The organism is Hydrogenophaga sp. (assembly GCF_018780385.1).
In the GTDB taxonomy this organism is placed as follows: Bacteria; Pseudomonadota; Gammaproteobacteria; order Burkholderiales; family Burkholderiaceae_C; genus Hydrogenophaga.
Genome location: NZ_JADMJO010000003.1, coordinates 249305 through 260892, shown reverse-complemented (window position 1 = coordinate 260892; position 11588 = coordinate 249305). Strand labels below are relative to the sequence as shown.

Genomic DNA, 11588 nt, shown 5'->3' with positions numbered 1-11588 from the left:
CCGCGGAACCGGCTCCGCCGGGCCGCAGGTGTCGCCCCCTAGAGGGGGTCGCGCGAAGCGCGGCGGGGGTGTTCCCGTTTCAGACCTTCAGGGCTGGAACATCCACCCAGCGGCGTTCCTTCCAGCTGTCCAGCGCGGCTTCCACCAACTGCACACCCTTGGCGCCTTCGGGCAACGTCCACTTGTAGGGCTCGTTCTCCACCACGTGGCGGATGAAGTGTTCCCACTGGATCTTGAAGCCGTTGTCGTACACCTGCGTGTCCGGCACGTCCTGCCACTGATCGGAGAAATCCATGGTGTTTTTGACGTCCGGGTTCCACACGGGGCGCGGCGTGTTCACGCGGCTTTGGGCCTTGCAACCCGTCAGCGTGGCCACGGCGGAGCCGTGCGTGCCGTCGACGTGGAAGGTCACCAGGTCGTCGCGGTTCACGCGGGTGGCCCAGCTCATGTTGAGTTGTGCGATCACCGATTCACCGTTGTGGCCAACCAGTTCGGCGGTGGCGTAGGCCGCGTCGTCGGCGGTGCACTCGTAGGGCTTGCCGGCTTCGTCCCAGCGCGTGGGGATGTGCGTGGTGCCGATGCACGAGACCGATTTCACTTCGCCGAACAGGTTGTCCAGCACATAGCGCCAGTGGCACATCATGTCCAGGATCATGCCGCCGCCGTCTTCCTTGCGGTAGTTCCAGCTCGGGCGCTGAATGGGCTGCAGGTCGCCTTCGAACACCCAGTAGCCGAACTCCAGGCGCACGCTGAGCATGCGGCCGAAGAAGCCGGCGCGGCGCAGCATGTCGAGCTTGCGCAGCCCGGGCAGGAACAGCTTGTCCTGCACGGCGCCGTGCTTGAGGCCCGAGCTTTCGGCCAGGCGCGCGATCTCCACGGCTTCGTTGAGGTTGGTGGCGATCGGCTTCTCGCAATACACGTGCTTGCCGGCGTGGATCGCCTTGGCCAGCAGGGTCGGGCGCATCTGCGTGGTGCCGGCGTCGAAGAAGATGGTGTCGCTCTTGTTGGCCAGCGCCGCGTCGAGGTTGGTGCCCCAGCGCGCGATGTTGTGGGTCTTGGCCAGCGCTTCCATCTTCTCGGCGTTGCGGCCGATCAGGATGGGGTCCGGCATGACCCGGTCGCCGTTGGAGAGCGTCACGCCGCCTTGTGCGCGGATCGCGCAGATGGAGCGGATCAGGTGCTGGTTCATGCCCATGCGCCCGGTGACGCCGTGCATGATGATGCCGAGTTGTTGAACAGCCATCGTCAAGTCCTTCTCTTTCTTTGAAAATTCAGCGGGGTCGGATCAGTTGGCCACTTGCAGGCCGGCGGCTTTCACGAGCACCGCGTTGCTCTTGATCTCTTCCTTGATGTAGGCGTCGAACTGCTCGGGTGAGAGCGTCCAGGCATCGGCGCCGAGTTTGAGGAAGCGTTCTTTCACCTCCGGCGTGGCCAGGGCTTTCACCACCTCGTCGTGCAGACGGTTGACGACGTCGCGTGGTGTCTTGGCCGGGGCCATCATTCCGATCCAGAAGTTGAATTCGGAGCCCGGCACACCTGCTTCGGTGGTGGTGGGCACATCGGGCAGGGCGCTCGCGCGGCGCGGTGAGCCCACGGCCAAGGCGAGCAGGTTGCCCTCCTTGATCTGGCCGATCACCGGAGCGATGGGCGAGAAGTAATAGTCCACGCGGCCAGCGAGCACTTCGGTCACGGCTTCGGCCGATCCTTTGAACGGGATGTTGAGCGCGTCGATCTTCGCGGCCATCTTGAACTTCTCGGCGTTCAGGTGCGTGGCGCTGCCCTGGCCGGCGGAGGCGAAATTCATCTTGCCCGGGTTGGCCTTGGCGTAGGCCAGCAGTGCCGGCAGCGTCTTGATGTTCTTGCTGGGCGCGATCACCAGCACGTTGGGCGTGGAGGTGATCGGCGTGACGCCGGCGAAGTCATTCACCGTGTCGAACGACAGCTTGGCGAAGGTGGACGGGCTCACTGTGTGCGACGACGAGTGGATCATGATCGTGTAGCCATCGGGCGCGGCCGTGGCCACCGCCGCTTGGCCAATGGTGCCGCTGGCGCCGCCGCGGTTGTCCACCACGATGGGCTGGCCCATGCTCTGGCTCATCTTGTCGGTGATGGCGCGCGCAATGATGTCCGTGGTGCTGCCAGCGGCGAACGGCACGATCACGCGGATGGCCTTGTTCGGGTAGGCCTGCTGAGCGGTGGCGGGCAGGCTGGCGGCGAAGGCTAAAACGGTCAGGGCAGTGGCGTGGATCAGTGTCATGTTTGTCTCCAGGGGTGTTGTGCTGTCGCTGTTTTAATTCACCATTCAGTGAATAGTGGAAATTATAGAAGCGACGTTGGCCAGCTGCAATGGATTATCCCGGGGGTGTGATCGGGGTTTTTACCTATATTCGGCCGGTCGCTTGATCTTTCAATTCACCAAATGGTGAACGATCAGACAATGGCTTGCAGGTGGCGCCAGTGCGGCGTGGCGGCCGACGCGAAGCCGGTGACGTGCAGCGAGGTGAGGTCAAGCTGGCCATGGCGCACGGTCAGGTGCGCGCGGCCCGAGGCGGTGTCGTACAGGCTGGGGTGCGCATCGGCAAAGGCCTGGGCCTCTTCGGGCGGCGCACTGCCGAAGCCGTCCACGTAGTGGTGGCCGTTGCGTTCGATGTGGCGCACGCCCAGACTCGCCGCGAGCAGCGTGTCCTGCTGCACCGCCAGACCTGCCTGGCAGGTCAGGTCTTCACCCGAGAGCAGCAAACGCGGGTCTTGCGCGATGCGGTGTGCGTTGGCCAGCGAGCGGTAGATGCCCTTGCAGGCCTTGCTCGATATGCCGCGGTAGCCCAGTGCCAGGCCCTCTTCAAGCGCGCTGGCGTGGTCATCAGACTCGTCCAGGATCACAGGCACATCAATGCCCAGCGTCGCAATGGATTCGCGCAATGCCACAGCGCGCGCCAGCGGTTGTTCCAGCAGCAGGGTGCGTTCCAGCATGTCATCCAGCGCAGGCGTTGCTTGAAGCGCCTGCCAGAAGCGGCCCAGACCGGACGCGTCGGTGAAGGTTTCGTTGCCGTCCAGCGTGACGCGGTAGTTGCCACCAAGACGTGTCAGCACCTCGGCGATGCGGCTGAGTCGCTCGACATCGGCTTCGATCTGCCCGCAGAGCTTCAGCTTGAAATGGTGCAGGCCGTGGCGCTGGATGGCTGCCTCCAGCGTGGCGGGCAGACCGTCTTGCGGGTCGGCACCCGTGTCGCTACCGGTCAGCCGGTCGGCCAGGCCCACGGTGTGGCGCAGCACCACCTGGGTCGGTCGCACCAGTTCCAGTTGCGTGCTCCACGGGTCGCCCAGCACGCCGGCGCGCAGCCCGTCGACCCACGATCGCTTGGCCGCGCGCAGGGCCGCGTCGGCCACCGCCTTGTCGAGCAGGGCCGGGCCGAACTGCGCGGCCAGGCGGGGCAGCCCGCGCGCCACCGAGACGGCGATGGCGTTGTCGCCGGCCGTTTGCGAAAGCATGTGCGGGCTCATGGGCTCGCGGGCTGCCAGCACCGCGTCGCGGGCATTGCGCAGCGACTCGCGCAGCTGTTCGAAGTTCTGTTCGTGCGTGAGGGCGGGCGACTTGTCGAACCACTTGGGCACCATGAGCTCGGCGCTGGCGCCTTCAAAACTGCGCCCGTCGACCTCACCGACCACATGCACGAAGGCCTGCGGGCATTGCGTGACGGTGGCAGCGCCAAAGCGGAACGGCAGGCGCAGCGTGACGTGGCGCTGGTACAGCTGCACCTCGTGGATGCGCAGGGTCACGGCGGTCATGGCAGGTCTCTCCAGATGTCACGCACATGGCGCGCCGAGAATTCGGCGCAGCCGGGGCCGTCGGGCAGGTATTCAAAAGGCTCCACCGCCACCCAGCCGGTGTAGTGCATGTCTTTCAGCACCTGCAGCACCGGGCGCTGATCGGTGTCGCCCTGGCCGGGACCGCGGCGGTTTTTGTCGTTCACCTGCACGTGGGCGATGTGCCCGCTGGCCAGGAAGGCCTTCAGAACCTCGTGCACCGGTTCCGTCTCGCTGTGCGACGCGGCGCTCACGTCGAGCATGGTGCGGATGGCGGGCGAGCCGATGCGGTCTACCAGTGCAGCCGCTTCGGCCACGGTGTTGATCACGTTGGTCTCGAAAGGCCCGAGCGGCTCGATGCAGTAGATGACGCCAGCGGCGGCGGCGTGTGGCGCCAGTTCGGCCAGCGCGGCTTCGAGGCGCGCGGTGGCTTGCAGCACGCTCTGACCGGGCGCGGGGGAGCGCTGTCTGGGCGAGCCGTGCACCAGCACCCGTGCGTCACAGGCCGCTGCGAAATCGATCAGGCGGCGCAGCAGATCGAGCGTGCGGCGGCGAAGCGCGGTGTCGTCGCTCACCAGCGACAAGCCCTCAGGTTTGACAAGCAACCAGTGCAGGCTGGAGACCGTCAGGCCATGGCTGTGCACGGTGGCACGCACTTGGCGCGCGGCTGCGGTGTCGAGCGTGGGCGGGTCGTCGGTCAGCGTGAAGGGCGCGATCTCCAAGGCGTCGTAGCCCATGCGCGACGCGGCCTCGCACTGTGCATGCAGGCTCAGCGGCAACAGCACCTCGTTGCACAGCGCCAGCTTCATACCGCGGCCTTGCGGTGAACCGGTCGTCGGTACAGGCTCCAGAGTTTCCAGGCGATGGTGGCGAAGATCATCGCGGCCACGGTGCCGGCGATCGGGCGCGTGAAGAAAGGCGCGAGGCTGCCGTCGGAGAGGATGAGCGCGCGGCGCAGGTTTTTCTCCATCAGGTCGCCCAGCACGATGCCCAGCACCAGCGGCGCCATGGGGTAGCCGAAGTGGCGCAGGAAAAAGCCGATCACCCCGAACGCCAGCATCACGTAGACATCGAACAGCCGCCCGGCGATGGCGAAGCTGCCGACCGCGCACAGCACCAGGATGATGGGCACGATCAGGTGCTGGGGCACGCGCAGCACCTGCACCAGCGCCTTGGTGAGCACCAGGCCGTAGATCAGGATGCCGATGGTGGCGAACAGCATCATGGCGACCACGTCGTACACGAACTGCGGGTTCTCCACCATGATCAGCGGCCCGGGTTTGATGCCGTGGATGATCATCGCGGCCATCAGCACGGCGGCGGGTGCCGAGCCCGGAATGGCCAGCGTGAGCACCGGGATCATCGCGCCGGGCACGCAGGCGTTGTCGCCGGTCTCGGCGGCCATCAGGCCTTCCACCGAGCCCTTGCCGTACTTTTCCTTCTCCTTGCTCGCGCGCTTGGCGGCGGCGTACGACGACCAGGCCGCCACATCCTCGCCCACACCGGGCACGATGCCCACGCCGGTGCCGATGAGGCCCGAGCGCAGGATGGTGCGCCAGTACTGGGTCACGTCGCGCAGCTTGGGGATGACGGTGTCGAACGCGCTGATCTTCACCGGCAGCTGGCGCTGCCGCATGGCGGTGAGCAGCTCGGCGAAACCGAAGGCGCCCACCAGCGCGGGCACCAGCTGGATGCCGCCGGCCAGGTCGCGCACGCCGAAGGCAAAGCGCTCGAAGCCGTACTGCGGTTCCTGACCGATGGTGGCCACGAAGAGACCCGCGATGCCCGCGATCCAGCCCTTGAGCGGATCGTCACCCGTGAGCGTGCCGGCGATGATCACGCCGAAGAAGGCGAGCCAGAAGAATTCGTAGGCGCCGAACTTCAGCGCCAGGCCGCCGAGCACCGGCGTGAAGGTGGCCAGGAAGAACATGCCGATCAGCGTGCCCATGACCGAGCCGGTGGTGGCGATGCCCATGGCGCGACCGGCCATGCCCTGGCGCGCCAGCGCGTAGCCGTCCAGGCAGGACGCAGCCGACGCAGGTGTGCCCGGGATGTTGAGCAGGATGGCCGAGCGCGAGCCGCCGTAGATGGAGCCCACGTAAGTGCAGATCAGGATCAGCAGCGCCTGGCTGGGCGGCAACTTGAGCGTGAGCGTGGTCATGAGGGCCAGCGCCATGGTGGCGGTGAGGCCGGGCAGGGCACCCATGATCACGCCCACCAACGAGGCGAGCAGGGCGTAGGCGATGGCCTCGGGCGTGCTGAAGCGCACGATCGATTCACCGAAGAGGATCAGTCCTTCAAACATGGCGGCGTGGGGTGAGAGTGCTCAGGGGAGACGGACGAGGAAGATCTGCTGGAACACGAAGGTGACGATCGCCGAGGTGAGCACACCGGCGAGCAGGGACACGGTGAGGCGGCGCACCGCGGACTGCTCGGGTGGAGCGAACAGCGCGACGAAGACAGCGACGTACACCGCAGTGGCAAGCCAGAAGGGCACGCGGCCGATCAAGCCGGCGGCGTAGGCCAGCGAGAGCGCCAGCATGAGGCCGATGCGGCGGTTGAACAGAGGCTCGGTCGCTGGAGTGCCGGTCTGCTGGCGGCTGCGGTGCCAGCTGCGCAGCATCAGCACGGTGCCCAGCAACAGCAGCACACCGCCCAACATGCCCGGCACGAAACCCGGCATGGTGTAGAGCTCGGCGCCCATGGACTCGAAGCGCTCCATGCGCCACGCCAGCACCACGATCAGCAGGCCAAAGCCCGCCCAGCCCGCACCGCCCCAGAGGTCGGAGCGGGCGGATGTTCCACCCTCGGTCATGCGGTGTTCCGTGTGTGTGGATCAGGGCTTGGGAATGCCCACGGTGTCCGGCGACACCTTGGCCTTGCCGGCTGCCTGCTGCGTCCAGGCGTAGGACTGGATGGCCGGGAACACCGCCTTCTGTGCTTCTTCACCCGCCATCGGCGCGAACATGGCGCCGCGCGATTGCGCGTACTTCTTCAGCGCATCGCTCTTGACCATCTCGGTGGCCCAGATCTTGTCGAGCGTCTGCTTCACTTCGGGCGGCGCGCCCTTGGGCACGAAGATGCCGAAGTAGTTGATCGGGTCCTTGAAACCGGGAATGAACTGCGACAGCGGCGGGATGGTGCCGTAGCCCTCGATCTCGATCGACTTGTCGCCCACCACCGCCAAGGGGCGAATCTTCTTGGCACGGATCATGTCGGTCTGTTCGGCCGCGAGCTGCGTGGTGACTTGCGTTTCGCCAGAAGCGGCGGCCACGGCGGCGGGCGCGCCACCGTCATAGGTGACGTGTTTGTAGGTGACACCGGCCACGCGCGCGATGGCTTCAATGGCCGAGTGGCCGCTGGAGTTCACGCCCGCGGTGGCCACCGAGACCGAACCGGGGTTGGCCTTCATGGCCGCAAGCAGTTCGGTCATGGTCTTGTACGGCGTGTCGGCGTTGACGCCGACCACCGCGATGTGGGCCACGTTGAGGTACAGGTTCCAGTCGCTGGCCGAGGTGTCGAGCATGCCCAGCACCTTGTAGGTGCCGAGGTCCTTGGCGCCGCCGGCCGTCCATGTGTAGCCGTCGGCCGGTGCCGCCATCGCGTTCTTGGTGCCCACCGAGCCCGAAGCGCCGGGCTGGTTCATGATCACGATCTTCTGGCCGAGGTGCTTCTCGAGTTCGGCCGCGGTCACGCGCGTCACCTGGTCTGTGGAGCCGCCCGGCGCCCAGGGCACGATCAACGTGATCGGTCGGTCGGGCTTCCATTGGGCCATCGCGCTGGCCGAGGCCGCAGCGAGCAGGGAGGTGATGAGCAGTTGGCGGACGCGAACGGGTGTCATGCAAGGTCTCCTGGATTTAATTCACCGGGCGGTTAATACTAAAAATCCACCTGCCCGACGTCAAGCCGCAAACCTGCTCAGTTCATCAGGACATACCCTAGGATCACGTCGCACATGTGGGAGAGCCTTTCGCTGTGCGCCTTGGGCGTCATGAGATCGCGTCCGAAAATGGCCGACAGCGTGTGGTTGTTCGACAGGTAGAAGTACGAGAGGCCGGCGATCGACACATAGAGCTGCAGCGGATCGACCCCGCCACGAAACGTGCCGTCCGCGCGGCCGCGCTCCAGGATTTCGCCCAGCGTGGCGATCAGCGGCGAGTTGAGCTGGCGCGCCCGGTCCGATTGTTCGAGATGCCGCGCGCGATGCAGGTTGGCGCTGTTGAGCAGGGTGAGAAATTCGGGATGCTCAAGGTAATAGTTCCAGGTGAACTCCACCAGCCGGCGCAATGCGGTTTCGGGTTTGAGGTGCAGCAGGTTGAGCTGGCGTTCCTCCTCGCGAATCTGTCGGTAGGCCTGCTCCAGCACCGCCTGGAACAGCTTCTCCTTGTCCTCGAAGTAGTAGTAGATCAGGCGCTTGTTCAGACCCGCGCGCTCGGCGATGCGGTCCATGCGCGCACCGCCCAGCCCATGCTCCGAGAACTCGTCGCGTGCCGCATTCAGAATGGTATTCTGCGACCGGTCGGCGTCTCTCAGGCGCTCTTCTGCAACCGGTGTGGGTGTGGTGCTCATGCTGGAATAATTCCCCAATTGGTTAATAAAGTCAATCCATGCCCAGCATAGCCGGCCATCTGCTCGTTGAATGCCTGATTGCCCAGGGCGTGACCCACGCCTTCGGTGTCCCCGGGGAAAGTTACCTCGCCGTGCTCGATGGCTTTCATGCCCACGCCGAGCGTATCCGCTTCATCACCAACCGGCAGGAAGGCGGAGCCGCTTTCATGGCCGAAGCGCAGGGCAAGCTCACTGGCCGCCCCGGCGTGTGTTTCGTGACGCGCGGCCCTGGCGCCACCAACGCCTCCATCGGTCTGCACACCGCGTTCCAGGATTCCACCCCCATGGTGCTCTTCGTGGGCGATGTGGCGAGCGATGCGCGCGACCGCGAGGCTTTTCAGGAGGTCGATTACGCATCGTTCTTCGGCCCGTCCACCAAGGGCATGGCCAAACGCGTGGAACGCATCGACGACGCGCGCCGCATTCCCGAGTACGTGGCGCGCGCCTTTGCCACGGCCATGAACGGCCGGCCCGGCCCTGTGGTGCTGGTGCTGCCCGAAGACATGCTCACGCAAACGGTGTACGCGCAGCCCTTGCCGCGCGTGGAGCCGGTGCAGGCCTGGAGCGACCCGGGCGCGCTGCGCGAGCTGCGCACGCTGTTGCTGGCGAGCGAGCGGCCGCTGGTGATTGCCGGTGGTGGCGGCTGGACGCCGCAGTCCGCCGCCGCGCTGCAGCGCTTCGCCGAGAACTGGCAACTGCCGGTGGCCAATGCCTTCCGTTTCCAGGACACCTTCGACAACCACCACGCGCTGTACGCGGGCGACGTGGGGTTGGGCATCAACCCGGCACTGGCGGCGCGCGTGCGCGAGAGCGACCTGCTGATCGCCATTGGCCCGCGCCTGGGCGAAGCCACCACCGGGGGTTACACGCTGATCGAGGCGCCGGTGCCCAAGCAGAAGCTGGTGCACATCCACGCCAGTGCCGAAGAGCTGGGCCGCGTCTACCAGCCCACGCTGGCGATCAACGCCACCATGAACGCGGCCGCGCGCAGCCTGGAAGTGCTCACCGCGCCGCCGACCGTGCCCTGGAGTGATTGGTCGCAGGCCTGCAACGCTGACTACCTGGCCAACATCGATCCGTCCAATGGTGGCATCACCTTGCCCGGCACCATCGACATGCCCGCCATCGTGCACTCGCTGCAAAAGCATCTGCCAGCAGACGCCGTGTTGACCAATGGCGCCGGCAACTTCGCCAGCTGGCTGCACCGCTTCTTCCGTTACCACGGGCTGGTGAAGGGCCACAAGACACAGCTCGCGCCCACCAACGGTGCCATGGGCTATGGCGTGCCGGCCGGCATCGGCGCGGCCATCCTCACCGGGCGCACCGCGTTCACCATCGCGGGCGACGGCGACTTCCTCATGAACGGCCAGGAGCTGGCCACCGCCGTGCAGCACCGCGCGAAGAGCATCGTGCTGTTGCTCAACAACGGCAGCTTCGGCACCATCCGCATGCACCAGGAACGTGACTACCCGGCCAACGTCAGCGGCTCGGCCTTGTCCAACCCCGACTTCTGCGCACTGGCCCGCGCCTATGGCTATGCGGCCGAGCGCATCACGCACACGGCCGAGTTCGAGCCCGCGCTGCAGCGCGCCTTGGCCGCACCGGGCGGCAGCGTGATCGAGGTGATGATCGATGTGGATGTGATCACGACACGGGGCACGCTCACGGCCATCCGGGCGCGCGCGCAGTCGCCCGGTTGACCTCCACGCTCCCGGCCGCATGGCTGTTTGGTGAATACATCACAAAGACCCCGGCACTTCCATACACCCTCTGAGCGCACTGCCTGCCTAGACTGGTCTTATCCAATCAAAGGGAGAGTGGCCATGTGGCAAGTAACCGGTGCAACCAAGCTACCCGAGGTTCACGAACTGGGCGGGGGGCCAAGTCAGCCATCCATGGGGCGGGCACACCTGCTGCGCGTGCTCGACGAAGTCGACTACGGCATGCTGATCGTCGATGCACAGGGAACGATCCTGCACGCCAACCACCTGGCGCGCCACGAACTCGCCAGCGGACGCATGCTCATGTCGTACGGCAACATGCTGCTGGGCAGCAATGCCGAGTTCACCGCGCAGTTGCAACTGGCCATGGAGGCGGCGTTTCGCGGCCAGCGCCGACTGGCGCTGCTCAACAAGGGCGAGCGCGAGCTGGCCATGACCTTCACCCCCCTGAGCCACCCGCTCGAAGCCGACCCGCCCAGCGTGCTGGTGATGCTTTCGCGCCAGAGCACCTGCGACAACCTGGCGGTGCGCATGTTTGCCCGCACCATTGGGCTGAGCCCGAGTGAAGAAGCGGTGCTCATGGGTTTGTGCCGTGGCCTGGAGATCCCGGAGATCGCGTCCGAGCACGGTGTGGCCTCGTCCACCATCCGCAGCCAGATCAAAACGTTGCGCGAGAAGGCGGGCTCGGCCAGCATCCGCCGGCTGCTGCAGCGCATCAACAGCCTGCCGCCGGTGGTGCCCGCCTTGCGCATCGTGATGCCCATGCCCCACAATGCCGCGGAGTCAATCCACCCGTGAGCATGGATGCCAGTCATACCTTCCGCCTCTGTATTTGCCCATCCCAACCAACACATTGAAGCGCTGGCCGCGCAGGGCGTGCAGCGCCGCTATCGGCGCGGCACCCTGCTGATCCAGGAAGGCGAGACTGGCGACACGCTGTACATCGTGCTGCAGGGCCGCCTGCGGGCGTTTCTGTCGGACAACAACGGGCGCGAACTCACGTTGGGCCTCTACGGTCCGCTGGAGTACGTGGGCGAGATGTCGCTGGATGGCGGGCCCCGCTCGGCCAACGTGGAAGCCGCCGAGCCCAGCACCTGTGCGGTGGTGAGCCGCACCACCTTGTTGGCCTACATCGCCGAACACCCCGAATTTGCGCTGGAACTCATGGCGCGCCTGATCCGCCGAGCCCGCCTGGCCACCGACAGCGCACGCAGTGTGGCGCTGATCGACGTGTACGGTCGCCTGGTCCGGCTGCTCAACACCCTGGCGCAGATACCCAACGAGCGGGGTGAGCGCGCGCTCAAGGAGCGCCTCACCCACCAGCAGATGGCTCAACACCTGGCGTGCTCACGCGAGATGGTGAGCCGCCTGCTCAAGGATCTGGAGACCGGCGGCTACATCGCCGTGCGCGAGCGCTGGATCTGGCTGCTCAAGACGCTGCCGGCCCGCTGGTGA

The 11588-nt window shown here is 66.1% G+C and carries 11 protein-coding genes; 3 read left to right on the top strand and 8 right to left on the bottom strand.

The window, feature by feature from the left end; genetic code table 11:
• Positions 1 to 79: 79 nt before the first annotated feature.
• The 8 genes from IV113_RS01830 to IV113_RS01795 form a co-directional block, all read right to left on the bottom strand.
• The gene (locus tag IV113_RS01830; RefSeq protein WP_291080239.1) at positions 80 to 1243 is read right to left on the bottom strand and encodes a Gfo/Idh/MocA family oxidoreductase; all 1164 of its coding nucleotides are present in this window, start codon (positions 1241 to 1243) and stop codon (positions 80 to 82) included.
• 42 nt (positions 1244 to 1285) lie between these two features.
• Positions 1286 to 2257, bottom strand: a complete 972-nt coding sequence (locus tag IV113_RS01825) for a tripartite tricarboxylate transporter substrate binding protein (protein WP_291080237.1) — start codon at positions 2255 to 2257, stop codon at positions 1286 to 1288.
• 173 nt (positions 2258 to 2430) lie between these two features.
• Positions 2431 to 3786 carry a hypothetical protein gene (locus tag IV113_RS01820; RefSeq protein ID WP_291080235.1) on the bottom strand — a complete coding sequence of 452 codons (1356 nt, stop codon included), beginning with the start codon at positions 3784 to 3786 and terminating at the stop codon, positions 2431 to 2433.
• Positions 3783 to 4613: a sugar phosphate isomerase/epimerase family protein gene (locus tag IV113_RS01815; RefSeq protein WP_291080233.1), complete on the bottom strand. Its 831-nt coding sequence runs from the start codon at positions 4611 to 4613 to the stop codon at positions 3783 to 3785. Before IV113_RS01815 ends, IV113_RS01820 begins: the two co-directional genes overlap by 4 nt.
• Entirely contained in the window at positions 4610 to 6109 is a 1500-nt protein-coding gene (locus IV113_RS01810) for a tripartite tricarboxylate transporter permease (protein WP_291080231.1), read from the bottom strand. The genes IV113_RS01815 and IV113_RS01810 overlap by 4 nt, the downstream gene beginning before the upstream one ends.
• Positions 6110 to 6130: 21 nt before the next feature.
• Positions 6131 to 6619, bottom strand: a complete 489-nt coding sequence (locus IV113_RS01805) for a tripartite tricarboxylate transporter TctB family protein (protein ID WP_291080229.1) — start codon at positions 6617 to 6619, stop codon at positions 6131 to 6133.
• Between the two features lie 21 nt (positions 6620 to 6640).
• A complete protein-coding gene (locus IV113_RS01800) occupies positions 6641 to 7645 on the bottom strand; it encodes a tripartite tricarboxylate transporter substrate binding protein (RefSeq protein WP_291080227.1) in 1005 nt (334 codons plus the stop codon).
• A 77-nt stretch (positions 7646 to 7722) separates the two neighbouring features.
• Complete coding sequence (locus tag IV113_RS01795; protein ID WP_291080225.1) at positions 7723 to 8373, bottom strand: TetR/AcrR family transcriptional regulator; 651 nt, start codon at positions 8371 to 8373, stop codon at positions 7723 to 7725.
• Positions 8374 to 8411: 38 nt separating this feature from the next.
• On the opposite strand from IV113_RS01795, the gene IV113_RS01790 reads away from it, so the two are divergent.
• The 3 genes from IV113_RS01790 to IV113_RS01780 all read left to right on the top strand — a co-directional run bounded on the left by IV113_RS01790 (position 8412) and on the right by IV113_RS01780 (position 11588).
• Positions 8412 to 10112, top strand: a complete 1701-nt coding sequence (locus IV113_RS01790) for a thiamine pyrophosphate-binding protein (RefSeq protein WP_291080223.1) — start codon at positions 8412 to 8414, stop codon at positions 10110 to 10112.
• A 123-nt stretch (positions 10113 to 10235) separates the two neighbouring features.
• The gene (locus tag IV113_RS01785; protein WP_291080221.1) at positions 10236 to 10931 is read left to right on the top strand and encodes a hypothetical protein; all 696 of its coding nucleotides are present in this window, start codon (positions 10236 to 10238) and stop codon (positions 10929 to 10931) included.
• Between the two features lie 6 nt (positions 10932 to 10937).
• On the top strand, positions 10938 to 11588 hold the full coding sequence (locus IV113_RS01780) for a Crp/Fnr family transcriptional regulator (RefSeq protein ID WP_291080219.1): 651 nt from the start codon (positions 10938 to 10940) through the stop codon (positions 11586 to 11588).